The 24,561-nt window shown below is 63.3% G+C and carries 30 protein-coding genes and 1 tRNA gene; 21 read left to right on the top strand and 10 right to left on the bottom strand.

The annotated features are described in order from the left end of the window. Window positions 1-39 precede the first annotated feature (39 nt). The 3 genes from CH305_RS02080 to CH305_RS02065 all read left to right on the top strand — a co-directional run bounded on the left by CH305_RS02080 (window position 40) and on the right by CH305_RS02065 (window position 2,700). Window positions 40-537, top strand: coding sequence for a molybdenum cofactor biosynthesis protein B (locus tag CH305_RS02080; protein ID WP_032377304.1), 498 nt, complete (start codon window positions 40-42; stop codon window positions 535-537). Between the two features lie 772 nt (window positions 538-1,309). Further along, the gene (locus CH305_RS02070; protein WP_094608301.1) at window positions 1,310-2,110 is read left to right on the top strand and encodes an MspA family porin; all 801 of its coding nucleotides are present in this window, start codon (window positions 1,310-1,312) and stop codon (window positions 2,108-2,110) included. A 146-nt stretch (window positions 2,111-2,256) separates the two neighbouring features. After that, on the top strand, window positions 2,257-2,700 hold the full coding sequence (locus CH305_RS02065) for a hypothetical protein (protein WP_094702350.1): 444 nt from the start codon (window positions 2,257-2,259) through the stop codon (window positions 2,698-2,700). Between the two features lie 128 nt (window positions 2,701-2,828). Here CH305_RS02065 and mscL read toward each other — a convergent pair whose 3' ends face one another. From mscL to CH305_RS02045, 4 genes are all read right to left on the bottom strand, one after another. Next, entirely contained in the window at window positions 2,829-3,305 is a 477-nt protein-coding gene (gene mscL / locus CH305_RS02060; protein WP_094608298.1) for a large conductance mechanosensitive channel protein MscL, read from the bottom strand. A 43-nt stretch (window positions 3,306-3,348) separates the two neighbouring features. Next, window positions 3,349-4,011 (bottom strand): SAF domain-containing protein, encoded by a 663-nt coding sequence (locus tag CH305_RS02055; protein WP_032404307.1) that lies wholly within the window; start codon window positions 4,009-4,011, stop codon window positions 3,349-3,351. 88 nt (window positions 4,012-4,099) lie between these two features. Beyond that, window positions 4,100-4,456 (bottom strand): FmdB family zinc ribbon protein, encoded by a 357-nt coding sequence (locus tag CH305_RS02050; RefSeq protein WP_032377299.1) that lies wholly within the window; start codon window positions 4,454-4,456, stop codon window positions 4,100-4,102. 143 nt (window positions 4,457-4,599) lie between these two features. After that, complete coding sequence (locus CH305_RS02045) at window positions 4,600-5,196, bottom strand: 5-formyltetrahydrofolate cyclo-ligase (protein WP_094702348.1); 597 nt, start codon at window positions 5,194-5,196, stop codon at window positions 4,600-4,602. A 107-nt stretch (window positions 5,197-5,303) separates the two neighbouring features. Here CH305_RS02045 and CH305_RS02040 point away from each other — a divergent pair, with 107 nt between their 5' ends. The 7 genes from CH305_RS02040 to CH305_RS02010 all read left to right on the top strand — a co-directional run bounded on the left by CH305_RS02040 (window position 5,304) and on the right by CH305_RS02010 (window position 11,198). Then, complete coding sequence (locus CH305_RS02040) at window positions 5,304-6,257, top strand: UTP--glucose-1-phosphate uridylyltransferase (RefSeq protein ID WP_032377297.1); 954 nt, start codon at window positions 5,304-5,306, stop codon at window positions 6,255-6,257. Window positions 6,258-6,290: 33 nt separating this feature from the next. Then, window positions 6,291-7,550: a gephyrin-like molybdotransferase Glp gene (gene glp / locus CH305_RS02035; RefSeq protein WP_032377296.1), complete on the top strand. Its 1,260-nt coding sequence runs from the start codon at window positions 6,291-6,293 to the stop codon at window positions 7,548-7,550. 72 nt (window positions 7,551-7,622) lie between these two features. Further along, window positions 7,623-8,270 carry a GNAT family N-acetyltransferase gene (locus CH305_RS02030; RefSeq protein WP_032404305.1) on the top strand — a complete coding sequence of 216 codons (648 nt, stop codon included), beginning with the start codon at window positions 7,623-7,625 and terminating at the stop codon, window positions 8,268-8,270. Between the two features lie 145 nt (window positions 8,271-8,415). After that, window positions 8,416-9,285 (top strand): gephyrin-like molybdotransferase receptor GlpR, encoded by an 870-nt coding sequence (glpR, locus tag CH305_RS02025; RefSeq protein ID WP_094702346.1) that lies wholly within the window; start codon window positions 8,416-8,418, stop codon window positions 9,283-9,285. Between the two features lie 55 nt (window positions 9,286-9,340). Continuing rightward, window positions 9,341-9,413 (top strand) — tRNA-Ala (locus CH305_RS02020). Between the two features lie 125 nt (window positions 9,414-9,538). Further along, a complete protein-coding gene (locus CH305_RS02015; RefSeq protein ID WP_052058785.1) occupies window positions 9,539-10,075 on the top strand; it encodes a DapH/DapD/GlmU-related protein in 537 nt (178 codons plus the stop codon). 241 nt (window positions 10,076-10,316) lie between these two features. Next, complete coding sequence (locus CH305_RS02010) at window positions 10,317-11,198, top strand: glycosyltransferase family 2 protein (RefSeq protein ID WP_179278148.1); 882 nt, start codon at window positions 10,317-10,319, stop codon at window positions 11,196-11,198. A gap of 129 nt (window positions 11,199-11,327) precedes the next feature. Here CH305_RS02010 and CH305_RS02005 read toward each other — a convergent pair whose 3' ends face one another. After that, complete coding sequence (locus CH305_RS02005) at window positions 11,328-12,218, bottom strand: LysR family transcriptional regulator (protein WP_094702342.1); 891 nt, start codon at window positions 12,216-12,218, stop codon at window positions 11,328-11,330. Between the two features lie 85 nt (window positions 12,219-12,303). On the opposite strand from CH305_RS02005, the gene CH305_RS02000 reads away from it, so the two are divergent. The 6 genes from CH305_RS02000 to CH305_RS01980 all read left to right on the top strand — a co-directional run bounded on the left by CH305_RS02000 (window position 12,304) and on the right by CH305_RS01980 (window position 16,615). Beyond that, window positions 12,304-13,503 (top strand): MFS transporter, encoded by a 1,200-nt coding sequence (locus CH305_RS02000; protein ID WP_094702340.1) that lies wholly within the window; start codon window positions 12,304-12,306, stop codon window positions 13,501-13,503. Window positions 13,504-13,643: 140 nt separating this feature from the next. Continuing rightward, complete coding sequence (locus tag CH305_RS01995; protein ID WP_032377291.1) at window positions 13,644-14,099, top strand: GyrI-like domain-containing protein; 456 nt, start codon at window positions 13,644-13,646, stop codon at window positions 14,097-14,099. Continuing rightward, complete coding sequence (locus tag CH305_RS01990; RefSeq protein WP_242640307.1) at window positions 14,096-14,530, top strand: effector binding domain-containing protein; 435 nt, start codon at window positions 14,096-14,098, stop codon at window positions 14,528-14,530. The genes CH305_RS01995 and CH305_RS01990 overlap by 4 nt, the downstream gene beginning before the upstream one ends. Before the next feature lie 188 nt (window positions 14,531-14,718). Continuing rightward, window positions 14,719-15,393, top strand: coding sequence for a ScbR family autoregulator-binding transcription factor (locus CH305_RS01985; protein ID WP_032404301.1), 675 nt, complete (start codon window positions 14,719-14,721; stop codon window positions 15,391-15,393). 74 nt (window positions 15,394-15,467) lie between these two features. After that, on the top strand, window positions 15,468-15,638 hold the full coding sequence (locus CH305_RS28880; RefSeq protein WP_165430185.1) for a hypothetical protein: 171 nt from the start codon (window positions 15,468-15,470) through the stop codon (window positions 15,636-15,638). Between the two features lie 74 nt (window positions 15,639-15,712). Beyond that, window positions 15,713-16,615, top strand: a complete 903-nt coding sequence (locus tag CH305_RS01980; RefSeq protein WP_094702338.1) for an SDR family oxidoreductase — start codon at window positions 15,713-15,715, stop codon at window positions 16,613-16,615. Here CH305_RS01980 and soxR read toward each other — a convergent pair. Next, window positions 16,531-17,031 (bottom strand): redox-sensitive transcriptional activator SoxR, encoded by a 501-nt coding sequence (gene soxR, locus CH305_RS01975; RefSeq protein ID WP_080730484.1) that lies wholly within the window; start codon window positions 17,029-17,031, stop codon window positions 16,531-16,533. The genes CH305_RS01980 and soxR overlap by 85 nt on opposite strands. Before the next feature lie 61 nt (window positions 17,032-17,092). Continuing rightward, window positions 17,093-17,476: an arsenate reductase (glutaredoxin) gene (arsC, locus tag CH305_RS01970; RefSeq protein ID WP_094702336.1), complete on the bottom strand. Its 384-nt coding sequence runs from the start codon at window positions 17,474-17,476 to the stop codon at window positions 17,093-17,095. Between the two features lie 62 nt (window positions 17,477-17,538). On the opposite strand from arsC, the gene CH305_RS01965 reads away from it, so the two are divergent. From CH305_RS01965 to CH305_RS01955, 3 genes are all read left to right on the top strand, one after another. Next, the gene (locus CH305_RS01965) at window positions 17,539-18,207 is read left to right on the top strand and encodes an SDR family oxidoreductase (protein WP_032404299.1); all 669 of its coding nucleotides are present in this window, start codon (window positions 17,539-17,541) and stop codon (window positions 18,205-18,207) included. A gap of 10 nt (window positions 18,208-18,217) precedes the next feature. After that, window positions 18,218-18,586, top strand: a complete 369-nt coding sequence (locus tag CH305_RS01960) for a GntR family transcriptional regulator (protein ID WP_032404298.1) — start codon at window positions 18,218-18,220, stop codon at window positions 18,584-18,586. Between the two features lie 66 nt (window positions 18,587-18,652). Continuing rightward, window positions 18,653-19,075, top strand: coding sequence for a DoxX family protein (locus CH305_RS01955; RefSeq protein ID WP_032377283.1), 423 nt, complete (start codon window positions 18,653-18,655; stop codon window positions 19,073-19,075). Window positions 19,076-19,099: 24 nt separating this feature from the next. On the opposite strand, the gene CH305_RS01950 is transcribed toward CH305_RS01955, so the two are convergent. Continuing rightward, on the bottom strand, window positions 19,100-20,611 hold the full coding sequence (locus CH305_RS01950; RefSeq protein ID WP_094702397.1) for a dolichyl-phosphate-mannose--protein mannosyltransferase: 1,512 nt from the start codon (window positions 20,609-20,611) through the stop codon (window positions 19,100-19,102). 107 nt (window positions 20,612-20,718) lie between these two features. Here CH305_RS01950 and rsmI point away from each other — a divergent pair, with 107 nt between their 5' ends. Next, window positions 20,719-21,543, top strand: a complete 825-nt coding sequence (gene rsmI / locus CH305_RS01945) for a 16S rRNA (cytidine(1402)-2'-O)-methyltransferase (RefSeq protein WP_256983458.1) — start codon at window positions 20,719-20,721, stop codon at window positions 21,541-21,543. Window positions 21,544-21,547: 4 nt separating this feature from the next. Here rsmI and CH305_RS01940 read toward each other — a convergent pair whose 3' ends face one another. Next, window positions 21,548-21,976 carry an SRPBCC family protein gene (locus CH305_RS01940; protein WP_094608293.1) on the bottom strand — a complete coding sequence of 143 codons (429 nt, stop codon included), beginning with the start codon at window positions 21,974-21,976 and terminating at the stop codon, window positions 21,548-21,550. Window positions 21,977-21,990: 14 nt separating this feature from the next. Further along, window positions 21,991-23,010 (bottom strand): alpha/beta hydrolase, encoded by a 1,020-nt coding sequence (locus tag CH305_RS01935; RefSeq protein WP_094702332.1) that lies wholly within the window; start codon window positions 23,008-23,010, stop codon window positions 21,991-21,993. Between the two features lie 171 nt (window positions 23,011-23,181). Here CH305_RS01935 and CH305_RS01930 point away from each other — a divergent pair, with 171 nt between their 5' ends. Next, entirely contained in the window at window positions 23,182-24,561 is a 1,380-nt protein-coding gene (locus CH305_RS01930; RefSeq protein WP_037156045.1) for a wax ester/triacylglycerol synthase family O-acyltransferase, read from the top strand.

The raw sequence follows: 24,561 nt of genomic DNA, 5'->3' as shown, positions 1-24,561 counted from the left end.
CGTGAGCCGGGTGGAGGCCTTACTACTACGGTGAGCGGTATGGAACTCGACGCACCACTGGCAGGGCGCGCGTTGGTCGTCATCGTGGATGACCGGACTGCGCACAGCACCGAGAAGGATTCGACGGGACCTCTCGTCACCGAACTGTTGACCGAGGCAGGGTTTCTCGTCGACGGCGTTGTCGCAGTGACTGCCGACGAAGTAGACGTGCGAAATGCCCTCAACACAGCGGTGATCGGTGGAGTCGATCTGGTGGTGTCGATCGGCGGCACGGGCGTCTCGCCGCGCGACGTGACCCCCGATGTCACCGCCGAGGTGCTCGATCGTGAGATTCCGGGTATCAGCGAGGCGCTGCGTTCGTCGGGTCTGGCAGCAGGCTCGCTGGACGCGGGCCTGTCGAGAGGCTTGGTCGGGGTGTCCGGCAGCACCCTGGTGGTCAACCTGGCGTCGTCGCGGGCAGCTATTCGCGACGGCATGGCCACGCTGACGCCGCTGGCGAGCCAGGTCATAGCCGAGCTGTCGGGGCTGGACGCGTAGCGACGCCGATGAACGAGCCGAACGACGATCGATCGGCCGAAGACCAAGCGAGCCGGGCCCGAGCAGAACGGGCCCGGCTCGCTCGCATCTTCGGCGAAGTACTCCCCGAGACGACTGGGGACGAGCGACACGACGGTCCGGATGCGGAGTCGAGCGATTCGCAGTCGGACGAATGGTTGAAGCAGCAGCGACCACCTCATTACTTTTGATGTGATCCACGACACATTTTCTTGGCAGGAATGACAGGTCTGTTAGTTACTCGTTTACCTAGCGTTAGCGAGCTACCCGTTGGTAGCTTCGGACGGCAAGGCCCAAAACGGGCGTAGCGGACGTCGAGCAGACCGGACTATTCGGCCGATCAGGACAAGCCTCAGCCGGAGTATTCCCACATCAGGGTCGGTTTATCCGAATGAGGCGGATGTAACAGTTCGACGCCTCCGAGAGATGCTGTGACTTGGGTTATCGCTAACACTGCTGTGAAAGTTGTTCACGCCGTCGAAACACATCACGAGTCGGCAACGTTTGGCGGCCGATCGTAGGGATTGTCACGGTCAGGCATCTCCTCTAATGTTCCCCTCAGCTTCCAAGGATCAGGGCGTGGGACCAACCGGTGCCGCGCCCTTCATCTCGGAACTGTTGAACGAGGATGTGGCCTTCACGGCTCCATCCGGCTCGGGCTCGCACACACCGTTGCGTGCGATCTAGTTCGAGGGTGAAAGCCACAAGCTTCCCCGTGCGACACCGCGCTGGGACTGAACATGATGAGGAATAAATGACGGAGATCCAGAAGTCGCGGCGCAGCCGGGGACTCAAGTCCATGAGCGTCGCAGTTGCTGCCAGCGCTTCGGTAGTCGGCCTGGTGCTCGGTACCGGAACCGCTTCCGCCGCTGTCGACAGCTCCAACTCGATCGTCGACGGCGACGGCAACACCGTCACGGTGACGCTGTCCGACACCTTCATCAACGGTGTTGCTCCGCTCGACGGCAACCCGCTCACCCGCGAGTGGTTCGCCAACGGTCGGGCCAGCTGGGATGTCCAGGGCCCCACGGCCGACGACTTCGAGGGCACCCTCAAGATCGGCTACCAGATCGGCTACCCGCTGAGCCTCAACGGTGGCGTCGAGGTCTCTTGGTCCTCGCCTTCGGCAGAGTTCAACCTCGGCTCGGGTAACGAGTCCTCGGTTACGGGGAACATCCCGCTCGTAGGGCCGACCGACCCGGTTACCGGAGAGCTTCTGGCCGGACCGACTGTCGATCTCGGCGGCAAGGGCACCTCCACCAGCGGCCTCGACGTCGGCGTTCAGTTGATCCCGCAGGCCACCGGCACCATCGCACTGACCAACGGCCCCGGCGTCGTCCAGTCCGAGAGCGCATATGCACTCAAGAACGAAGAGGCCGACATCACCTCTTCCGAGGGTGACGCAGCAGGCACCAGCGGATCCATCCAGGTCGCGAACCTGCACGGCACCGCCACCGGCATCCTGGGCAACGTCACCATCCGTCCGTACGTTTCGCTGACCAGCGCAACGGGCGACACGGCCATCACCTACGGCGTCCCGGTTCGCCTCAACTGATTTCCGAATCGGTTGTAGCTCGGTGACGTAACGTCACCTGCTGAAATTCGAGACAAGTTCAGGCCCGTACGGATCACTCCGTACGGGCCTGAACTATGTTCTGCACAGAAGTAGTTCGACGTATACAGAGAGGCACTGAACCGAAGATGCACTCGAAAGCCCGTTTCACAGTCGTCGCCGCGGGAGCGATCCTTGCTCTCGGCCTCGCCGCCGGTTGTAGCAGCGACGAGCCAGCGGCCTCCGGCGAGAACATCGACGTCTGCAACACCTTCGCCACCGACCACAACGCCTTCGTGGGACTGGTTGCAGCGGGACCAGGATCAGCAGAGAACATCGACAAGTGGACTGCAGACAAGCAGGCCGCAGTCGACAAGCTGAAAGCGTTGCCCGGCACCGCATCAGGCGATGTCGCGAGCTCGCTGACGACCTTCAGCGATGGACTGCCGGCGGACACACTCGAACTCTCGACCACCGACAGCGAATCCGGTAAGGCCTTCGTCGACAACGGTGCAGCAGTGAAGTCTGCATGCGAGACGGACGGCACGACGATCACCCTCGACGCGCTTCCGCTGTCGACGTTCTCCAACTGAGCGCCTGACAGCCCTCTCAGCCAGTTCCATCACGACCCCACCAACGAATGAATGTGCCAGTCACGCACTCAGAGTGCGTGACTGGCACATTCATTCGATCGGGGTCCGCCACGAGCGGGCGAGAGATGTCAGTCCTTCGAGTGCTTCCCGAGGTCGGGGGAGGAGGAATCGATTGCTTCTCCGCTACCGCCGGTGGTGTCGGCGGCCGTCGAAAGTTTCTGTCCCGCTGCGGTTCCGCCCGCGAGGATGTCGCGAATCTGCACCAGCACGTCGACGTCGCTCAGTTCCTTCTCCGGCTGGCTGACGAAGCGCTTCTTCGCGGTGTTCACCGGCAGGATCAGCACGAAGTAGACAACCGCCGCGATGATGATGAAGTTGATGATCGCTGTGATGACCGCGCCGACATTGACGAACGATTCCGGGGACGACGTGATGTTGAAGCCGAACCCGTATTCGTTGCTGCCACCGAGGGCGGCGACGAGGGGGTTGATGATGTTGGTGGTGAATGCGGTGACGATGGCCGTGAATGCTGCACCGACGACGACCGCGACTGCGAGATCCACGACGTTGCCGCGCAGTAAAAAGTCCTTGAAGCCCTTGAGCATGAGCCCTTCTCCCAACGTTCGGTTTGTTCTGTCTCGAGAAACGTTAGTGCAGCGTGACGGTGAGCGCGCTGACCAACGACGCGGCGGCCACCGTCGTCGCATCGTCGGTCGGTAACGCCAGCAGCACCACGCGATCTCGCTGTCTGCTGCCCCCGGCGTCGGCGGAGACGAGTACGACCACGGCACCAGATGCCAGCACCCGGGCGGCGGGGACGGCGTTCGGGTCTTCCTGTACCTCGACGGTCAACACGTCGACCTGATCACCTTCACGCAACAGGTCACTCACTCCGGCGTCCGCGAGATGCACCGGTACGACGCGTGCCTCGGTGCCCAGTGCCGTCGTGGCGGTCCGAGATCCGAGTAGGCGTACGTCGGTGAGCAATTCGCCCGCTCGTACCGGCCCGGTGAGCGTCTGGCCGTCCACCGCACCCGTATCGATCAGTGCGCCCTCGGGAACACTGGCTGAATCCCAGTCGCTGACGACCACATCGGCTGGGGTGAGCACCGTCCCGGGTGTCAGATCGCGTCCTGCGGTGATCACTTCGACTCGGTCGTCGCCGGCGGCGTCGTCGACGAACAAGACTGCTGCAAGTGCCACCAATGCGCCTGCCGCCACCCGCCGGAACTTCGGGGAGCCGACCCACGCCGGCCGCAGGGTGATGCGATCGAGCAGAGTCGAGTCGAGTCGGTTCTTACGAGCGGTCATGCTGGAACGCTATCGCCGACGAGGGCACTTCGAACGCCGAAAAGGCCGGGCTGTGGATAACGGCCCGGCCTGTGGATGAAGCGGAAATCTACTGGCTTGCAGCAGCTTTCGTGGTGGACGACGAAGACGAGGAGCTCGACGACGACGAATCGGAAGATTTCTTTTCGGCCGGCTTGGAGTCGGACTTGGACTCGGACTTCGAATCCGACTTCGCGGCGGCGGCATCGGACTTCTTCTCGCCTGCGCCCTCGCTCGAGGTGCTCGAGCCACCGCGACTGTCGGTGCGGTAGAAGCCGCTGCCCTTGAAGACGATGCCGACGGAATTGAACAGCTTTCGAAGCTTGCCGGAGCATGCCGGGCACACCGTCAACGTGTCGTCGGTGAAGGACTGGACGATGTCGAAGCGGTTGTCGCACTCGGTGCATGCGTATGAGTAAGTGGGCATCGTGATTCCTCCGCGCTGGTCACCGAGGAGATTGGCTGCTCTGCGAGCCGAGGCCGAACACCGCCGGTGTCTTATCTGTTCGTCGAAACTGGGAGAGCATTAGCACTCTACAGTCAGGAGTGCCAACCAATCGAATCGGAACGTTATTCCGTACCCAAGCGTACGAGTCCGCCGCCGGGGGTCAACGCGTGCGTCACCCTTCGGTCGTGTGGCTCGTCCGGTAGTCGATCCACCACTTCGCTGTCGCGCACCACCGCGACCAGCATCGCGTCGGGTCCGCACAGGTCGAGTGTTCGGTCGTAGAACCCCGCGCCGCGTCCGAGTCTGACGCCACGCCGATCGACTGCCAGCGCCGGAATCAGCACCAGCGAACAGGCCGACACAGCATCGGGATCGAGGACCGGTCCGGACGGTTCGAGCAGGCTGAAGGGTGCGGCCACCAGCGATTCGCTCCCGGAGTACGTCACCCAGCGCAGCGGTCCCGGCTCGTGCGCACTCGGAAGCAAGACTGTCGAGCCGGCCGCGGCCATCGCGTCGAGCATCTCGATCGAACCCGGCTCCCGGCCGACCGGCACGTACGCGGCCACCGACGGGTGTTCGGCCGCCAACTCGGCCACGACATGGCAGAGTGCGGAGGACTCCACCGCGCGCTGCGCATCGTCGAGCAGTCGGCGTTCGGCGAGGACATGCGCCCGCCACCGATCCTTGGGCGTGTTCTCCGAGAATTCGGGAACGTTCACAACGGTTCACTCACCCTTCGTGTGCAGTCGATCAACGATATGCACTCGGAGGTAGAACGCAGCACACGGCGAGCAGATCACCAGAAACCATGGATAGGGTGAGCACCATGACAGAAGCCGTTACCGCGACGACCGCCGCCACGCCTGTGCATTTCCGCACGGCCATCGTTCCTGCCGCAGGCATGGGCACCCGGTTCCTGCCGGCCACGAAAACCGTTCCGAAGGAACTGCTTCCGGTCGTCGACACACCAGGTATCGAACTCGTCGCCGGAGAAGCGGCGGATTCCGGTGCACAGCGGTTGGTCATCGTCACCTCACCCGGCAAGGACGGTGTCGTCGCCCACTTCGTCGAGGACCTCGTTCTGGAAAAGAAGCTCGAAGCGAGCGGCAAGCTCGAAATGCTCGAAAAGGTGCGCGTCGCCCCCAAACTCCTCGACGTGCAGTCGGTCATCCAGCACGAACCTCTCGGACTGGGGCATGCCGTCGCCTGTGCCGAAGAAGCCCTCGACGACGACGAGGATTCGGTCGCAGTTCTTCTTCCCGACGATCTGGTGATGCCGCGGGGTGTGCTCGACGTCATGGCTCGCGTGCGCGCCAAGCGCGGCGGCTCGGTGCTGTGTGCCATCGAGGTTCCAGACGACAAGGTTTCCTCCTACGGCGTCTTCTCAGTCGAGATCGTGCCCGACGCGGTCAACCCGAACGTCCTCAAGGTCACCGGTATGGTCGAAAAGCCCAAGCAGGAGGACGCCCCGTCCAACCTGGCTGCAGCGGGCCGGTACCTGCTCGACCGCGCGATCTTCGACGCTCTGCGACGGATAAAGCCCGGTGCCGGCGGCGAGCTGCAGCTCACCGATGCCATCGCGCTTCTCATCGAAGAAGGCCATCCCGTGCACGTGGTGGTGCACCGTGGATCGAGACACGACCTCGGAAATCCCGGGGGATACCTGCGCGCTGCGGTTGACTTTGCTCTACAACGTGACGACTACGGTCCGGCGCTGCGCGAATGGCTGAACGAACGCTTGAGCGACAGCTGGGCACCGGAACTGACAACGTACGAATAGCATCGCGGGTCGATGCCATAGAGGAAGGGCCAGATGCGCTCGGTCGAAGATCAGCAGACCAGAGTGACCGCCGCGGCGGTGGCTCCACGGCCTGTTCGGGTCGCCATCTCGGAAGCACAGGGCCTGCTGTGTGCCGAGGAAGTGGTCACCGAGCGTCCTCTTCCCGGTTTCGATCAGGCGGCGATCGACGGCTACGCAGTGCGCAGCGTGGATGTGGCAGCCGCCGGTACGGATCTGCGTAACGAGGAAGACGAGCGCATCGACCTGACCCTGCCCGTCGTCGGCGAGGTCTCGGCCGGATCACGTCAACCCATCCGGTTGCAACCGCGCCAGGCAGTACGAGTCGACACCGGCGCGCCACTGCCCACCCTGGCCGATGCGGTGCTGCCGCTGGATCGCACCGACAGCGGTCGAGCCCGCGTCAAAGTGTTCCGTCCGGTGCGCTCGGGTGACTACGTCCGCAAGATCGGCGACGACGTACAGCCCGGTGACGTGGCGGTCCGCGCAGGCACGATCATCGGTGCCGCTCAGGTCGGATTGCTCGCAGCGGTCGGCCGCGACAAGGTGCTGGTGCATCCGCGTCCCCGGCTGTCGGTGATCTCCGTGGGCGGTGAACTGGTCGACACCGATCGGACCCCCGGGCCCGGACAGGTGTACGACGTCAACTCCTACGCACTCGCCGCCGCAGCGCGCGACGCCGGAGCCGACGTCAACCGCGTCGGGATCGTCAGTACCGATCCCAAGCGTCTGCGCGAGGTGGTCGAGGGCCAATTGATCCGATCCGAGATCGTCGTCATCGCCGGTGCAGTGGGCGGCGGCGCGTCGGACGGTGTGCGAGAAGCTCTCGGTGAGCTCGGCGACATGGAGGTCGAACGAGTCGCCATGCACCCCGGGTCGGTGCAGGGGTTCGGCCAACTCGGACGCGACGAAGTACCCACCTTCTTGCTGCCGGCGAACCCCGTCAGTGCGCTGGTGGTGTTCGAGGTGATGGTGCGTCCGTTGATTCGCATCGCGCTCGGTCGACGACAGCCGATGCGTCGGACCGTCACGGCGCGAACCGTAGCGCCGATCACCTCGATCGAGGACCGCAAAGGATTTCTTCGGGGCCAACTCATGCGCGACGAGGGCACGGGCGAGTATCTGGTTCAGGCGCTCGGGGGCGCGCCGGGGTCGTCGTCGCATCTCCTCGCGACCCTCGCCGAGGCAAACTGCCTGGTCGTCATCGATCCCGAGGTCACCGAAATCCGCACCGGCGAAGAAGTGAAGGTCTCGTTCCTCGCTCAACGTGGCTGACGCCAGTGGCACGTTCAAGCGCCGCGGAGGGCACATAACCACGCCACTGCGCGTAGCGCATACCATCGACGGATGCCGCGAACGTGGTCGAGCCACCCAGGTTGGCCGGCGAAATTAGGTCCTGTGAGAGTGGCCGGCGGAACCGTGACGGTACGCCCGGTACGGATGCGAGACGCGGCAGCCTGGAGCCGGATTCGCACCGAAGATCGCGCGCACCTCGAGCCCTGGGAACCCAGCGGCGAGGGCAGCTGGAATTCACGGCATCACATCTCGTCCTGGCCCACCCTGTGTTCGGGCCTCAAGTCCGAGGCTCGCAAAGGGCACATGCTGCCCATGGTCATCGAGGTCGACGGCGAATTCTGTGGTCAGATCACCACCGGAAACATCGTTCGCGGCGCATTGCGGTCCGCATGGATCGGCTACTGGGTGTCCAAGGACGTCAACGGTAAGGGCGTCGCTACGGCAGCACTCGCGCTCGGACTCGACCACTGCTTCGGCCCCGTCGGACTCCATCGCGTCGAAGCGACGGTGCGACCGGAAAACCTCGCCAGCCAGGCCGTGCTGCGCAATGTCGGGTTCCGCGAAGAAGGTCTGCTCTACAAGTACCTCGACGTCGACGGTGAATGGCGCGATCACAAGCTCGTGGCCATCACCTCCGGTGAAGTACAGGGAACTGTCGTCGATCGATTGGTTCGTTCGGGACGGGCCGCATGGGCCTGATTTCGCCCGAGAAGATGGCGCTCCTGTTGTCAAAGTGACAGGAGTGTAATTCGGGTCGGCGCGTCTGCGTGGTTCTTGCACCTCCTCCCCATAGCCTGATGTCGTCACGACTGTCGCCGTTGCCCAAGGGAGGAGAACATCGCCGATGCCGAACTCGATCATCTGGATCGGTCTCGTGGCCGTCTGGCTCTTCGTTCTTCTTCCCATGCTGATGACCAAGCGTCCCCAGGTCATGCAGACCACGGACGCGGCGCTCGCCACGCGCGTGCTGCATCGGGGTGGCACCAAGCGAAAGCAGCGCGGCCCAGCGACCGGCCACCGCAGCGATCCTGACTGGCGGCCGGAGGACGACCTTCGAGTCTCCGCGCCTGCCCGTGAGATCTTCGGCCCGACACTGGCGACTGTTCGTATCGACTCACCCGATCTACCCGGTACCGCGGAGGACCCGATGGACACTCACGCAGCAGAGAACGATCTCGAACGCGACGCACCGGTTCAGGAACGAGCGCGCGAGAGATCAGCCGCGCACGAGCCCGGCGTCGTCGACGACGACTTCGTGCCTCGCCGACGCGGCCGCGGCGGTTTCGATCCCGAGGCGGACGCGATCGCCCGCGCTGCGCGGTATGCCTTCCGGCAGCGCGCCGTACTGGGTCTGGTTTTCGCCGCGATCACCACAGCCGCATTGGCGTTCATCATTTCTCCGACGATCTGGTGGCTGTGCGGTCTGTCCGTCGCAGTCCTCGTCGGATACCTGTACTACCTGCGTAGGCAGGTGCAGATCGAGGAGGAGGTGCGCCGGCGTCGGCTCACCCGAATGGGTCGGTCCCGGCTCGGGGTGGAGTCGGAGACCGACGAAGAGCTCGAGCTCGTCCCGCAGCGACTGCGTCGACCCGGTGCAGTTGTGCTCGAGATCGACGACGAGGATCCCGAGTTCGAACATCTCGACCACTACGACGAGCCGTTCCAGGCCAGCCGTGACGACGATCGGAACTTGCGCCGGGCGCAGGGCGCGTAGCAGCTGTCCGACACGGCTTTGCTAGAGTTACCCAGCCGGTCTCGATGACGGCAAAGGGGCTGTGGCGCAGTTGGTAGCGCGTCTCGTTCGCATCGAGAAGGTCAGGGGTTCGATTCCCCTCAGCTCCACACCGCAATGGATTACAGGCCCGGTCGACACTGTCGATCGGGCCTGTTTTCGTATCAGCCGCCGCTTGTTGCGATCGGCGTGTGCCGCTCGGTCGGCTCAGTGCGCACAGCTAAGGTTTTGCTTCATGCGCGGTTGGCGAGGATACGTAGCCGACGACGTCCTCTGGGCTGTGTTCCAGGTGCGGCAGTCGGCCGTGGTGGCGTTGGCCAACTGCCCGCTTCTGCCCGCGATTCTCCGCGGACGTGCGCTACGGGGAGCGCGTGTGCGGGGAGGTGCCCAGGCGCTCGTCTACGGCGGTCAGATGGTCCAGGGGCGAGGCGTGCTTCGTCTGGGTGCCGGTGTATTCGTCAATTACGGCTGCTACTTCGACACGGTGGCGAACATCGATATCGGTGACGGGGTCTTCCTTTCCGATCATGTACGCGTGTTGACCAGCACGCACGAGGTGGGCGCTCCGACTCGACGGGCAGGGCGCTTGGTGGGCAGACCGGTGACGATCGGATCGGGAACCTGGGTGGGCTCCAGTGCCGTCATCATGCCGGGGGTCCGCGTCGGCTCGGGCTGCATCATCGGTGCCGACTCTCTGGTGACCAAGGACTGTGATCCCGACGGGGTCTACGTGGGCAGTCCGGCGAGACGAATCCGAAGCCTGAACGATTAGTCGGCTCACTACGGTTGAACCGGCTGATTACCCGTTTCATCGTTATTCGGGTGAATCGAAGTATGTTCGGTGATCTTCAGTCGTAATTAATATTGTTTATCAAGCATAAATCGACGAATTATCTTCCAGCAATAGTGAGGTAGCATCAGATCCGTCCGCGGCTCGTATTTCGGGACTAACGAATTCTGCAATCGAATCGAGCCACACGATTGCCAAAACAATTCGTCAGGGGTTGGCACGGGTGAACACTCTTTCGATCGTTGTTCCTGCATTCAACGAGTCCGCCCACTTGGGTGAATGCTTGGATGCACTGCTCGAGCAGCAAGAACACATTCACGAAATCATCGTCGTCGACAACAACTCCACCGATGACACCGCCGCAATCGTGCTCGACCGCCGACGTCGATTTCCGATGGTGAAACTCGTGGCCGAGTGCGAGCGGGGAGTCGTGCATGCACGAAATGCCGGATTCGATCACGCGAGCGGATCGATCATCGGACGCATCGATGCCGACACCCACGTCGGCTCAGACTGGGCGAAATCGATTCTGGACTTCTTCGATCGACGGCTGGACTACGCCGCGGTGACCGGACCGATCTTTCTCTACGACTCGCCCTGGGCTGCTCCTTACCGGGCCTTCGTCAAGTACACGACCAAGCGAAAGCCCGATGAGCTGCGGGTATCTGCAGCGTCCGGCAACAACTTCGCCATTCGTCGCTCTGCCTGGGAGGCGGCCCGTCACCGCGTGAGTTTGCGAACCGACCTGCACGAGGACATCGATCTTTCGCTGTGCCTCTACCGCGTCGGGCTGCACATCGCACAGATCAAGACGATGTGTGTCGAGGTATCGGGGCGTCGACTGCTCACACCGCCACTCGAATACCGCCACTATGTACTCAGTTCCTATCGGACCTGGGCGTTCCACAGCCTGGCGGGTAAGTCGCTACGTCGTTTGTTGGTCGCGGATATGATCCTGCACACTGTTCATTGGCCGCTGACGCGCATGTTGTCCACATGCGATTCGCGCATTCTCCCGGTTTCGTATTCCGACTCGAGCGATACACCCGACCGGCATCTGTCCGCCGTTCGCGAAGATCGATTTGCGGCTGCCTCCGGGAAGTGAATTCTCGGTTGCTCGACGGTGAATAACAGCAATGTAATAAGTCGTCGATTGTTCGGCTATCGATAAACCGTGGGGCAATATCTACAAAGCCCGTTTCGTCCGAAAATCAGGGCGATGAAATTGTCGGTCTCAGGCGTGGACGAGGTCGAGGCCGCACCAATTCTCGTGGCCCAGATAGTCGAGCAACGCAGACTCGGCGGGACCGGAGGGCGAGCGGACGCTTGCGCGAACGGCATGCGACACCGGCGGATCGAGTGGGCGCGCAAGGTGCCCGTATCCCGGTGGGACGGCTGAGGCCGGTATCAGTGTGACGCCCAGACCTTCCGAAGCCAGCTTGACCGCAGTGGCCAGTTGGGATGCGCGCGCGACCGTCGATACGGACAACGAGTGCGAGCGAAGTGCGTGCGTGATGACGTCGTCGCGAGCACTGCCCCGTCGAAGTCGAACCCACGGCTGACACGCCAGTTCCTTCAGCGTCAGTACTTTCCTGGTCAACAGCGGATGTCCTTCGGACAGTACGACGACATACGATTCGTCGCCGATGACCGTGGCGTCGGGGTCGTAGTGGCCGTAGTCGCTGGACAGCACCAGGTCTGCCTCGCCGGTGCGCACCAAGCGGTCGATGGCCTGGGGGTCCGACTCCTCGTACAGGGTCACCTCGAGGCGGGGATACCGTCGCCGCAACTCTCCGATGGCTCGCGGGAGTTGGCACATCCCCAGTCCGGTCTCGACGACGACGACCAGCTCGCCGGCAACCGTGCCGGAGCAGGCCGTTGCGGCAGCGCGAGCGCGGCGAGCGGCGGACACCGCGATCGATGCCTCCTTGACGAAGGCGCGTCCGGCAACGGTGAGGCTCAGTCCGCGGGAAGTCCTGACGAACAGTTCCACGCCGAGTTCCTTCTCCAGCGACCTGATCTGTTGCGATATCGACGGCTGAGCGACGCGGAGCTTCTCGGCCGCCGCGGTCACCGACCCCTCCTCGGCCACGGCGAGTGCGTATTCGTACTGGCGGATACTCATTCGCCGGCTCCTATAGCGTTTGTCTATACAGTGCACTGCAAATTCGTCTTTGATCCTATACCGATTCGGTTCTAGCGTCGTCGACATGACGTCCACCGTGTATGCCCATGTGCAGCAGCGATCTCTGCTGTCGCCCCCTGTCCTGTTGCTCGCCGCGGTCGCATTCGTGATCGGAACAGCAGAGTTCGTGGCCATCGGACTCGTTCCTCAGCTGGCCCGGGATCTGGACACCACCGTCGGTGCCGCCGGGCTCACCGTCACTCTGTATGCGCTCTCGGTCGGAATTCTCGCCATCCCACTGGGCCTCGCCCTGGCGCACCGTCATCCACGCGCACTGCTGACCGCGCTTCTGTTCGTATTCGCGGCGGCGAATCTGGTTGCGGCAGCAGCGCCCGGACTGCCGCTGCTTCTGATCGGACGCATCGCGTCTGCGGCGACGCAGGGGGTCGCGCTCGGCGTGGCCGTCAGTACCGTCACCACCTTCGTTGCGCCTGAGGCGCGCGGAAAGGCCGTATCTCTGGTCTTCGGGGGTCTGATGAGCGCGATGTTCCTCGGGGCACCGATCGGTACGTATCTCGGCGGGGTTGCTGGCTGGCGTGCAGTGTTCGTGGCGCTGGCCGTGCTCGGAGCGGTGCTGGCAGCGGGTCTGTGGACCGTTCTGCCGCGTCGAATCGAGGGGTCGGGAGTACGTGGGGGCATGCACCAACTCCGGGTGGTCACCGTGCCCGGCGTTCTCGGCTTACTGGGAGTGGCCGTCGGAATTCTGCTCGTGTCCAACTTCTTCTTTCCTTACCTCGGGGTCTACCTCGAACAGTCGGCCGGAATGGGATCCGGCGGCATTTCGATGGGGCTGGGAGTATTCGGCGTAGCGGGCTTGCTGGGCAATGCCATCGGGGGTTACCTGGGAGGACGTGCCGATACGTTCTGGGTGACCGTGCTGGCAGTGATCGCGATGGTCGCGGTGGCCGCGCTCGCACTGTCCGGTGGCTCCGCGGCGGTGGTGTTTCCCGCGCTGGCGGTGTGGGGTGCCGCGCAGATGGCCGCGCTTCCGATCGTGACCACTGCGGTTGTGGCACTGGGCGGGGGGTTCGCCGCGACACTCAACGTCGCGCTGGTCAACCTCGCCATCGCTGCAGGCGGATTCGTCGGTGGCACCTTCGCGGCGTCCGCGATCGCCCTGCTGCCATGGCTGAGTGTCGGCGGCTTCGGGCTGGTCGTCGCGGTACTGGCGGCCCGACACCTGAGAGCGCCCGAAGCATCGGCTGTGCGTGCAGAAGTTGGTTAGCAGTCGAAACGGGCTGACGGTATGGTTGATCGATCGACGATCTACCTGCCCGTCGGGCCGGTAGATTGACGGGCGATATCCTCGACCGGACCGGTTCCGAGCACAGGATCTGCCCCTGCAACTTCTCTTTGGGAGTACGAATGTCGTTCGAGATCGTCGACCTCCCCGAAACGTGGGTTGCCGGTCTTCCAGTTCGCAGCCCCAAACGGGCACTGGGCAGGCTCAACGACCCCGCTTTGGATCAGGCCTGGTCGGCGGTGCTCAATCAGGACACGTCGGGACCGTTGGCTTCCATTTACACCGACTTCGCCCCCGGTATCGGCTCTTACAACACACAGATAGTCGGTTATCTGTGTTCCTCGCTGGGTCAAGTTGCGCGAGGACATCTCGTCGCGAAAGTCCCTGCCGCGAAATATGCACGATTTTCTGCAGTGGGGTATTTCCCCGAGGTTCTCACTCGACTGTGGACTCAGATCGATCATGCGGAGGAACAGGGTGAGATAGTGCGATCGTTCACCGGCGATTACGAGTGCTATCCGCACGCATACAAAATCGATCTCTATCTGGCGATCACGGTGCCCGGTGGTTCGTCGTGAGCTTTCGAGTGACAGCGCGCAGTGCGGAACTGTTCAGTGGATTGGTAGCGCCGAGAGTGGACGCCGGTGCCGAATCCAGCGGTAGCGAGTGGATGCGATTCTTGCGAGATCGTGTGCGCGAGAAGCATATCGGCGCGAACGAAGTGAGCACGGTCTACGTGCCGGATCCGCACGGCACGGTCAATGCAGTCGTCGCTGTTTCGGTCGATTCTCCTGCTGACGTCGATGCGGGGGATGTGTTCGTTTCAATACCGACCGGTGTGTTTGCAGTATTCACGCCGAGTGGTTCTTTGGCAGACCCTGTCGAGGACGTGTGGGCTCAGGTCGATGACTGTGTGGCGTCCGGGCTAATTTTTCGGGCATACAAAGAGGAAGTAGAAGTCGTTACAAAATCTGGAGAAGTGGAACTTTTCATTTCAATAGTTTTGTAAACGGAACCTTCTTCACGCAATAGTCACTTTCGAATCACAAAGTCACCATCGAACCGGTTACTATTGTCGAACGCAGTCGGCCCGATTGGGCGTCGTCAATTCGGCTCTCACGCCGTCGGTCGACGGGCAGGCAGCGTGGACAGGGCGTCGATGTCATCGCAAGGTCGACAGAGCAGGGGTGCAGCAACATGGTGAGACAACTCAGAGCAGAAGCAACGCGCGCAGCAGCACTACGCGCCGCGGCAGATCTCTTTCTCGAGGTGGGGCACGCAAATGCCACCCTCAGTCAGGTTTCCGCGCAGTCCGGCGTGACCAAAGGGGCGTTGTACTTCCACTTCGCGTCCAAGGAAGAGTTGGCCCGCGCGATCGTCGACGAAGGCCACGAGCGGGTGTCAACCGCGTGTGCAGGCCTGGTCGACAGTCGTAGCCCGGCGCTCGAATCCGTCATCGGAATCTCGTACTCCGTGCTCGAGCTTGCGGCGTCGGATCCTTTGGTTCGAGTCATGTACCGGTTGCAGATGGAGATCGACGGTTCCGACACTGCGCGTGGCAGTGTGTTCGGCACGTGGGGAAACATCTTCGAGCATCTTTTCGAGCGGGCGATCGAGCACGGCGACGTTGCCGATCACCTGGATGCGGGCAACGCGGCATTGCTGGTGTGCGAGATGCTCGCCGGAGTCTTGATGGTGTCCGAGGCGCAGTCACGTCTCGAAGACGCACCCGCACGGATGGAAAAGGTATGGAACACCGTGCTCCCATCGCTCGTGCCCGCCGACAAGCTCGCCTATTTCCGTGAGTTCGCAGCACGGAGTCTGTCCAGTTTCGTGCGCGAGAACATCACTTCCGCATCCGTCACCGTCTGAGAAGTTTCGTACCGAAAAATTTCGTGATCGGGTAGTGCTTGCCGGGCTTCTGCGCGCCGGGCACACTGTGTGACATGGAACACACTGCCCAGAAATCGAGAATGTCGGACAACGAACTGCGGAAAGCGATCGGCACTTTGCAGCAGCGCGCGGACGACGCGCGCAAACGCGGTGCGGACGACGACGCTGCGCGTATCGAGCACACCATTGCCGACTACCGAGACGAGATGTCGCAAAGATTGTGACAACCCTGTCGGTCGTCACCGCGTAGGGTCGAAATCGAACTGAACGTGGCAACCGGTGGGGGATACAGGCTTCGATGGCTACATACGATCTGCGCGGCAAAAAGACGTTGATCACGGGCGCGGGCAGCGGAATCGGTCGGGCGACGGCCATCGCTGCCGCAGAGGTGGGTGCGGAGCTCTTCCTCACCGACATCAACGGCCCAGGATTGGCCGATACGGTGGACATGGTCGGTCGCGCGGGCGGTACCGTCAGCCACTCGCTGCCCTTCGATGTGTCCGATTTCGAGGCGGTCACCGCGTTTGCGGACGACATCCATGCCGAGTTCGGCAGCCTCGACGTCGTGATGAACATCGCCGGCATCTCGGCGTGGGGAACCGTCGAGAACCTCGAGCACCGGCACTGGAAGTCGATGGTCGACGTCAATCTCATGGGGCCGATTCACATCATCGAGAAGTTTCTGCCGCCCATGGTCGAGGCCGGACGCGGCGGTCATCTGGTCAACGTCTCGTCCGCGGCCGGATTGATTCCTCTTCCGTGGCACGCTGCATACAGCGCAAGCAAATACGGCCTGCGCGGAGTGTCCGAGGTACTCAAATACGACCTCAAGCGCCATGGAATCGGCGTCAGCCTTGTCGTTCCGGGCGGCGTCAAAACCGGTCTGGTGAACACACTTCAGATTGCCGGCGTCGACCGGGACGATCCGCGTGTACAGAAGTTGCAGCATCGATTCGAGAAGCGTGCCGTCGAACCGTCCGTGGTCGCCGATGCCATCCTCACCGGAATCGCCAAGCGCAAGTACCTCGTGTACTCCTCCAACGACATCAGGTTCGGTTACTGGATGGCCCGCAAGTTCGCGCCGCCCTACGAGTTCGTGCTGCAGCGCGCCAACGATCAATTTTCGAAGTTGCTGGTGCCGCGTCGCGTGGAGGGGTCGTCGAAATCGACGTCGAGCGTGCGCGCACCCGGACCCGAATGAGACAGCTCGTCGTGTGGATTGGCCAGAGCACAGCCGGCAAGAGATAGACATCCGCAGCCGATACACCCGGTCAGGTTGTCGCGCAGCCTGGTCAATTGTTCTATCCGAGAATCGAGTTCGCGATGCCACCGCGTCGAGAGGCGGGCCCAGTCCTCGCGCGTCGGCGTCCGTTCGTCCGGAAGCTCGCTCAGTGCCTGCCGGATCTCGGCCAGCGGAATTCCGACCTTCTGTGAGATACGGATGAACGCCACGCGTCGCAAGGTCTCGCGGTGGAACCTGCGCTGATTGCCCGTGGTTCGGCGGCTGGTGATCAGCCCCTGTTTCTCGTAGAAGTGGAGCGCAGACACGGCAACGCCACTGCGCTCGGAGAGTTGGCCTGGAGTCAGCTCACGAACGTTCCACTCGGGCATCGGCACGACCTCGACATTACTTCAGGTCTTGCCTTCCTGCGCGACCTGCTCACCGAGGCCACGAAGATCAGAGAACTGTGTGTACCTTGTCGGCGGGCCGCGCCAGAACGGTTCCCTTCTCGGTCACAACAATCGGGCGTTCGATGAGAATCGGATGCTCGATCATCGCGGCGATCAACGTATCGTCGGTTGCGGATCCGAGGCCCAATTCCTTGTAGATGCTCTCGCGGGTGCGAACGGCCTGCCGGGGTTCGAGACCGGCGTCGGCGAGCAAGGTACGGAGCTCGTCCTCGGTGGGCGGTGACTCGAGGTATCGGACCACTCGCGGGGTGACGCCCGCTTCCTCGATCAATTTCAACGCAGTGCGCGAGGTATTGCACCGCGGATTGTGGTAGATGGTTGCCGAGCCTGATGGGTCGTTCCGCAGGCTCCTCTCCCCAGGGACGGTCATGTTTGCGATCTTGCCACGCGGGTAGCCAAGCCGACAGATTCAGGCCAGGAACGGGAGTGGTTATGACCGACAAGCGGATTGTCATTGCAGGTGGGCACGGCCAGATCGCCCAGCATCTGACGCAGGTACTCACGGCGCACGGAGATCGTGCGGTGTCGTTGATTCGCAACGGCGACCACGTCGATGCCGTCACAGCACTCGGCGCGCTGCCGCAGGTGATCGATCTCGAGTCCGCGTCCGTCGACGAGTTGGCGGCCGTTCTCGACGGTGCCGACGGAGTGGTGTTCGCGGCGGGTGCCGGACCCAACAGCGGCCCGGAGCGCAAGGACACCGTCGATCGCGCGGGCGCGGTGTTGCTGGCCGACGCGGCCGAGAAGGCCGGTGTTCGCCGCTACGTGCTGATCAGCTCGTTCGGTGCGGGAGAGCCGGTGGCAGAGGACTTGGACGATGGCTGGAAGGCCTACATCAACGCCAAAACTGCTGCAGAAGAGAATGTTTCGGCCAGGTCCGGTCTCGACTGGACCATTCTGCGTCCGGGCAAATTGACGGACGAAGATCCCACGAACTCGGTATCGCTCACCGAGCCACCTCTCGAATCGGGTGAGGTGACGCGTGCCGATGTGGCCGCCGTGATCGCGCAGCTGCTCGATACCGGTGGAGCAGTACACAAGACATTGATGTTGACGTCCGGTTCGACGTCCATCATCGACGCTGTCGACGCGGTCGGTTGAGGCACGGACTGTGCGCGTTCATATCGATCCGTCGAACACGACACCGGTGTTCGAGCAGTTGAGGATGCAGATTCTCGGGCTGGTGCGGTCGGGAGATCTGATTGCCGGTACCAAGATTCCGACGGTTCGTGGCCTTGCCGAGGAGCTGAAGATCGCTCCGAACACGGTAGCGAAGACATACCGAGAGCTCGAGCAGCAAGGCGTCATCGAGACACGCGGACGATCGGGTTCCTTCGTCGCATCGGGCGGCGATCCCTCACGCGATATCGCGGCCCGAGCGGCGACGGAATTCGTCAAGACGGTCCGTTCCATCGGCCTGGACGACGACCAGGCTCGATCGTTCCTCGAATCAGCGCTCAGGGGTGCGAACGACCACTAAGTTGACGCTTCAACATACTTCTGACATCGTGGTGCGGCCCATGTAGTCGTGTCAGAAGGATGCACAATGAACTCCACCCTCGTCCGCGACGCCGTCGCCCTCGTAGCCCGCATCGGTCTGGGAGTCGTCTTCATCGCTCACGGCTGGCAGAAGTTGAACACCTACGGTCTCGACGGTGCCGCGGCCAGCTTCGAGATGATGAACGTCCCGCTCCCCACGGCGTCCGCATACTTCGCCACATTCGTAGAACTCATCGGCGGCGGTGCCCTGGTGCTGGGCATCTTCACCCCCATCGCCGGCCTGCTGCTCTTCCTCGACATGCTCGGTGCCGCTGTCTTCGTTCACTTCGAGCACGGTGTGTTCGCCGCAGACAACGGCTACGAGCTCGTCGTCGCCCTCGGTGTCGGCGCGTTGCTGCTGGCCGCATTCGGTGCCGGCCGCGTCAGCATCGACGGACTCACCAAAGGCAAGACGGCAATTCTCCGCTGATCCGTATCGAGCGGCAATCGTCGGTCAGCGCCAACTCGGTAACCACAGTTGTTTCTGCCACATCTGCGGCGTGATCGGCATCGCGGTGAGGATCGGCCACAGCCAGACGAAATTCGCGATCACCACGGCGAGGTACAGGGCCACCAGCAGTAGCCCGGTACCTCGCCGTTCCGCTGACGCTGTTGCCTTGCCGATGATGTCGCCCAGCACCAACGCGAAGCCCATCACCATGAACGGGGCGAGCGCTACCGCGTAGAAGTAGTACATCTGCCGGTCCAGTGTGGTGAACCAGGGCAGCAGTGCTGCGGAGTAGCCGACAAGCACTGCTGCGTAACGCCAGTCGCGCCGAACGAACACCGACCAGATCACCCAGGCGAGCATCGGCAACGCCAGCCACCACATCGCGGGCGTGCCGATCAGCATGATCGCCTTCACGCACGAGGACGCCGAGCAGCCGGACACGCTCTCGCCGTCGGCGAAGTAGTAGAGCATCGGACGAAGGCCCATCGGCCACGTCCACGGCTTCGATTCCCACGGATGCCGGTTGCCGGCCGAATTGGTCAGTCCCTCATGGAATTGCAGCACACTGCCGCTGTAGTACCACAGTGACCGCAGGGCTTCGGGCACGAACGAGAACGGCCCGCCGGCGCCGATGCCGCTGCCGACCTCGTGCCGGTAGACGCCCGTCTCGGAGGTCAGCCATGCCCACCAGGTCATCAGATACACCGCGATCGGAACGACGACCAAGGCGTAGAGCGCAGGCCCGATGTCACGCAATGCCGTTCCCCGCCAGGGGCGCCCGACGCCGTACGAGCGACGTGCGGCCACATCGAATGCCACACTCAGCAATCCGAAGAACGCAATGAAGTACAGGCCGGACCACTTGGTGCCGCAGGCGAGCCCCAGCATGATGCCGGCTCCGAATCGCCACCATCGCACACCCATTCGCGGACCGAGCGCACTCGCGTCCATTCGGCCCTCGTCACGAACTCTCGACAACCGTTGTCGCATGTCGTCGCGGTCGACGATCAAGCAGCCCAGTGCCGCGGTGACGAACAGCGCGAGAAAGATGTCCAGCATGCCGATCCGGCTGCTGACGAAGGTGACCCCGTCGACGATCAGGAGGATCCCGGCAATCGCACCGACCAGCGTCGACCGTGCGAGGCGTCGCACGATTCGAATCACCAACAGCACCAACAGAGTTCCGGCCACGGCCGACGAGAAACGCCAACCCCACCCGTTGTAACCGAAGAGCGCTTCTCCGACGGCGATCAGCTGTTTGCCGACCGGTGGATGCACCACCAGGCCGTACGCCGGATTGTCCTCCAGCCCGCCGCCGGTGAGTACCTGATAGCCCTGCGGGGCGTAGTGCTTTTCGTCGAAGACCGGGGTCCCCGCGTCGGTGGGGTAGCGCAGCATCGTGAATCGCGTGATCGCGCAGACGGCGGTGATGACGAGGGTGACGATCCAGCCGCGCCTGGCATCGGTGTCGTGGAACCAGTCGCGCGCGGCAACCGTGGGCCCGGGACTGACCATCGACCGGTCGCCGGAGCGCTCAGAGGTCAGCAAGGTCACGTACCGATCGTAGGCGTTGATCCGCGGTGCATGACAGGCCGCCGCACTGCATGCGGGACACTGGAGTCATGCTCATCCTTGCCGCCACCCCGATGGGCGACGTCGGTGATGCCTCGCAGCGCCTGCGTGATGCCCTCGGCAGTGCCGATGTCGTCGCCGCCGAGGACACCCGGCGCACCAAACAACTCGCGTCCTCGCTCGGCGTGGTGATCGCAGGGCGCGTGGTCAGTTTCTACGACCAGGTCGAGACGGCTCGGCTGCCGGCGCTGGTCGAGGCCGTGGCCGAGGGCAAGACGGTGCTGCTGGTGACCGACGCCGGGATGCCGTCGGTGAGCGATCCCGGCTACCGCCTCGTGGCAGCGTGCGTCGATGCCGATCTGCCGGTGACCTGTCTGCCCGGTCCGTCGGCCGTCACGACTGCGCTCGCGTTGTCGGGTCTGCCGGTCGAACGGTTCTGCTTCGACGGTTTCGCGCCGCGTAAGCAAGGCCAGCGACGCACCTACTTCCAGTCGGTGCTCGCCGAACCGCGGGCCATCGTCTTCTTCGAGGCCCCACATCGCCTCGTCGCGTGTCTCGAGGATGCCGTGCACGTACTCGGTCCCGATCGCCGCGCCGCGGTGTGCCGGGAGCTCACCAAGACCTACGAGGAGGTCCGACGCGGCGGCCTGGGGGAGTTGCTCGACTGGGCGAGGGGCGGAGTGCGCGGCGAGATCACCGTCGTACTCGAAGGAGCGGTCGCCGTCGCCGAGGAGCCCGAGGATCTCGTGGCCGAGGTGGAAACCCTGGTGGCGTCGGGCATGCGGTTGAAAGACGCCTGCGCCCAGGTGGCGGTCGACGGCGTCTCCAAGCGTGAGGTCTACGAGGCCGTACTCGCTGCGCGGAAAGAGCAGTAGCGGGTCAGCCCACCACTTGCTGACGCAGACCTTCGGTGGCTGCCTCGAGGATCGTCTTGGTTCCCTTCTTCACCAGGAAGCCAGGTAGCGGAATCTTCGGATCGACCGTCAACTCGAACTCGACGTGGGTGCCGTTGTCCTTGGGCGTCAACGTGTACCGGCCGTCCTGGGCCTTCTGCTGAGTGCTGTCCACCAAGGTCCACGACACTTCGTTCTCGCTCCAGGTGTACGCGACCAACTGCTCGTCGTTGACACCGATGATCGAGACGTTCATCTTGACGTGGTTCGGCTTGCCGTCCTCGAAGCGATCGACCACCTCGCACTTCTTGTGTACCGGAGACCACGAGGGGATGCCTTCGACGTCCGCGAGAACGTCGAGAATTGTCGCTGCGTCGGCGTCGATGTCGACGGACTTGTTCACTGTGACTGCCATGGGGAGAAGGTATCTCAGCTTTCTGTACGGGAGCTGACGTTCCGGGCGAACTCGCCGATGGCGCGTAGCGCGCGTCGGGCTTCGGGGACGAAATCGGCCGCCTGGAACACGTGGACCTGATCCTCGTACACCTGAAGTTCGCAGTCGACTCCGGCGACCGCGAGACGCCGAGCCATGAGTTCTGCGTCGGCATAGACCATTTCGGTCGAACCGACCTGAATCAACACCGGCGGCAGGCCGGTGAGGTCGCCGTCGACGGGTGAGACCCGCGGACCCCTTTGCCCCTCGACGACGATGCGCGCGTCGACGCGATCGGCCAGTGCGGTCAGTGCGGGAACCGCGTTGGACGGAAACACCGAACACTTCGACGCGTTCTCGTGGTCGAGTTTGCCGGTGGGGTCCATATCGGTCAGCGGGGACATGGTGAAGATTCCCGCGGGTGCGGGCAGGCCGACGGTACGCAGCGCCAGGGTGACCATGAACGCGAGATACCCGCCGGCCGAATCGCCGCCCAGGATGATCTGCTCCGGGCGGTAACCGGAATCGAGAAGGAAGCGGTACGCGTCCACGCCGTCCTCGACCGCATGGGTGATCGGATTGCGCGGCATCATCCGGTAGTTCACCGACAACACCGATCCGTCGACCTGCCTGGAGACCCGTGAGGTCATCCGGCGATGGGTACGCAGGCCGCAGCAGACGAACGCGCCGCCGTGCAGGTACAGGACCACGCGATCGCTTCCGGTTCCCTCGGCGCGGATCCACTCGGCTTCGCACTCGGCCAGCATGACGCGGCTGCGCGTGGTGCCGCTGATCTGCGGGACGAGCAGACCGGCGTAGTCGACCAGCCCCATCGGCCACGGAAGAGAGGGGGCCTGCGCCCACACGGTCAGAAACGGGCGGACGGTGAACTGCAGGTACTTGGACAGGATCTGCGACTGCAGGCTCGCGCCGCGGATGTCGCGTCGGCGTGCGGTGGCCGCCGGATCGGTCGATTTCACTACGGTGAGCGCCGGATTCATAGCCGTCGCCTCCATCCCCGTTGTCGTTGCGCGGAGCGTGTGCGCCGTGCGTTGGAACCCCGCTCTATTTGGAACCCCTGGTAACGGACAATAGCGGGTAGCTTTTCGTGACCGGACGTAAGGTCGTGTTCTGAGTCACATTCGGTGCCGTACCGTGACCGAAAACAAATGGAAAAGGGACAGCTCATGGCACTCATGCCCATCACGGAATCGATGTTTCTGATCGCCGAGTCACGGGAGCACCCGATGCACGTGGGCGGTTTGGAGTTGTTCGTGCCGCCCGGCGATCCGCACGAGTTCGCCGAGGAAGTGCACCGCAAGTTCACCTCCGGCGAGGTGCACGAGCTCTTCCGAAAGCGCCCAGCGCGGCCCGTGCAGATCATGGGCAATCTGGCCTGGGCATTCGATCAGGACGTCGACTTCGAGTACCACGTTCGCCGTACGGTGCTGCCGGCACCCGGACGCATTCGGGAACTGTTCCAGTTCCTCTCGCTCAACCACAGCGCACCGCTGGATCGCTATCGGCCGATGTGGGAACTACACATCATCGAGGGTTTGGCCGACGGTCGAATTGCGCTGTACACCAAGGTGCATCACTCGCTGGTCGACGGAGTGAGCGCGTTGAAGCTGATGCAGCGGACTCTCAGCACGGACCCGGACGATCGAAGTGGGGTCGCCACCTGGGACCCGTCGCTGTTCGGTCGGCGCAAGAAGCAGGTCGCCGAGGAGCAGTCCGGGCGATTGGCGCAGCTGAGCAGTGGACTCTCGGTGGGCCGCAAGATCGTCGGGGACTTGGTCGATTTCGCGCCCGCTACGGCCCGCATCGGCTTGCGTGCGTTGAAGAAGGAAGGAGCGCAGCTGCCGTTACAAGCGCCGCGGACGATGTTCAACGTGCCCATCGGTGGGGCCCGCCGATTCGCCGCCGAGAGTTGGTCGATCGAGCGCATCCGCACGGTGGGTACCGCACTCGACGCGACGCTCAACGACATGGTGCTCGCGATGTGCGCGGGAGCGCTGCGCGCGTACCTCATCGATCAGAACGCCTTGCCCGAGGAGCCGTTGATCGCGATGGTTCCGGTGTCGCTGCGCAAGGAGGGGGACGACAGGGATGCCGGTAACTCGGTGACGGTGATCCTGTGCAATCTGGCAACCGACGAATCCGATCCGATCGTGCGGCTGGAGCGGATCAAGGATTCGACCGTCAAGGGCAAGCAGATGATGAGCGAGCTCAACACGCTCGAAGCGCTCACCGTCGGCGCAATCACCATGGCCCCGTTGCTGTTCGGTCCGGTGCCGGGATTCGTCGATTACACCCCGCCGCCGTTCAACGTCATCATCTCCAACGTGCCGGGGTCCAAGGAGGATCTGTACTGGAACGGCGCGAAACTCGACGGCATCTACCCGGCCTCGATCGTGGCCGACGGGCAGGCGCTCAACATCACCGTCGCCAGCAACGGCGACTCGCTGAACTTCGGACTCATCGGGTGCCGACGCAGTGTGCCGCACCTGCAGCGCATGCTGACGCATCTGGAGAACACGCTGGAGGAGCTCGAAAAGACCTTGTGA

Origin of the sequence: Rhodococcus sp. 15-649-2-2 (assembly GCF_002258645.1) — a bacterium.
GTDB lineage: Bacteria > Actinomycetota > Actinomycetes > Mycobacteriales > Mycobacteriaceae > Rhodococcoides.
Note: the sequence above shows the minus strand (reverse complement) of the source record. Positions and strands in the feature narration are given on the sequence as shown.

Bases quoted from the DNA above. Each gene is read 5' to 3' on its own strand.
- CH305_RS02080 (WP_032377304.1), top strand. From the start codon at position 40: ATGGAACTCGACGCACCACTGGCAGGGCGCGCGTTGGTCGTCATCGTG.
- CH305_RS02070 (WP_094608301.1), top strand. From the start codon at position 1,310: ATGACGGAGATCCAGAAGTCGCGGCGCAGCCGGGGACTCAAGTCCATG.
- CH305_RS02065 (WP_094702350.1), top strand. From the start codon at position 2,257: ATGCACTCGAAAGCCCGTTTCACAGTCGTCGCCGCGGGAGCGATCCTT.
- mscL (WP_094608298.1), bottom strand. From the start codon at position 3,305: ATGCTCAAGGGCTTCAAGGACTTTTTACTGCGCGGCAACGTCGTGGAT.
- CH305_RS02055 (WP_032404307.1), bottom strand. From the start codon at position 4,011: ATGACCGCTCGTAAGAACCGACTCGACTCGACTCTGCTCGATCGCATC.
- CH305_RS02050 (WP_032377299.1), bottom strand. From the start codon at position 4,456: ATGCCCACTTACTCATACGCATGCACCGAGTGCGACAACCGCTTCGAC.
- CH305_RS02040 (WP_032377297.1), top strand. From the start codon at position 5,304: ATGACAGAAGCCGTTACCGCGACGACCGCCGCCACGCCTGTGCATTTC.
- glp (WP_032377296.1), top strand. From the start codon at position 6,291: ATGCGCTCGGTCGAAGATCAGCAGACCAGAGTGACCGCCGCGGCGGTG.
- CH305_RS02030 (WP_032404305.1), top strand. From the start codon at position 7,623: ATGCCGCGAACGTGGTCGAGCCACCCAGGTTGGCCGGCGAAATTAGGT.
- glpR (WP_094702346.1), top strand. From the start codon at position 8,416: ATGCCGAACTCGATCATCTGGATCGGTCTCGTGGCCGTCTGGCTCTTC.
- CH305_RS02015 (WP_052058785.1), top strand. From the start codon at position 9,539: ATGCGCGGTTGGCGAGGATACGTAGCCGACGACGTCCTCTGGGCTGTG.
- CH305_RS02005 (WP_094702342.1), bottom strand. From the start codon at position 12,218: ATGAGTATCCGCCAGTACGAATACGCACTCGCCGTGGCCGAGGAGGGG.
- CH305_RS02000 (WP_094702340.1), top strand. From the start codon at position 12,304: ATGACGTCCACCGTGTATGCCCATGTGCAGCAGCGATCTCTGCTGTCG.
- CH305_RS01995 (WP_032377291.1), top strand. From the start codon at position 13,644: ATGTCGTTCGAGATCGTCGACCTCCCCGAAACGTGGGTTGCCGGTCTT.
- CH305_RS01985 (WP_032404301.1), top strand. From the start codon at position 14,719: ATGGTGAGACAACTCAGAGCAGAAGCAACGCGCGCAGCAGCACTACGC.
- CH305_RS28880 (WP_165430185.1), top strand. From the start codon at position 15,468: ATGGAACACACTGCCCAGAAATCGAGAATGTCGGACAACGAACTGCGG.
- CH305_RS01980 (WP_094702338.1), top strand. From the start codon at position 15,713: ATGGCTACATACGATCTGCGCGGCAAAAAGACGTTGATCACGGGCGCG.
- arsC (WP_094702336.1), bottom strand. From the start codon at position 17,476: ATGACCGTCCCTGGGGAGAGGAGCCTGCGGAACGACCCATCAGGCTCG.
- CH305_RS01965 (WP_032404299.1), top strand. From the start codon at position 17,539: ATGACCGACAAGCGGATTGTCATTGCAGGTGGGCACGGCCAGATCGCC.
- CH305_RS01955 (WP_032377283.1), top strand. From the start codon at position 18,653: ATGAACTCCACCCTCGTCCGCGACGCCGTCGCCCTCGTAGCCCGCATC.
- CH305_RS01950 (WP_094702397.1), bottom strand. From the start codon at position 20,611: ATGGTCAGTCCCGGGCCCACGGTTGCCGCGCGCGACTGGTTCCACGAC.
- rsmI (WP_256983458.1), top strand. From the start codon at position 20,719: ATGCTCATCCTTGCCGCCACCCCGATGGGCGACGTCGGTGATGCCTCG.
- CH305_RS01940 (WP_094608293.1), bottom strand. From the start codon at position 21,976: ATGGCAGTCACAGTGAACAAGTCCGTCGACATCGACGCCGACGCAGCG.
- CH305_RS01935 (WP_094702332.1), bottom strand. From the start codon at position 23,010: ATGGAGGCGACGGCTATGAATCCGGCGCTCACCGTAGTGAAATCGACC.
- CH305_RS01930 (WP_037156045.1), top strand. From the start codon at position 23,182: ATGGCACTCATGCCCATCACGGAATCGATGTTTCTGATCGCCGAGTCA.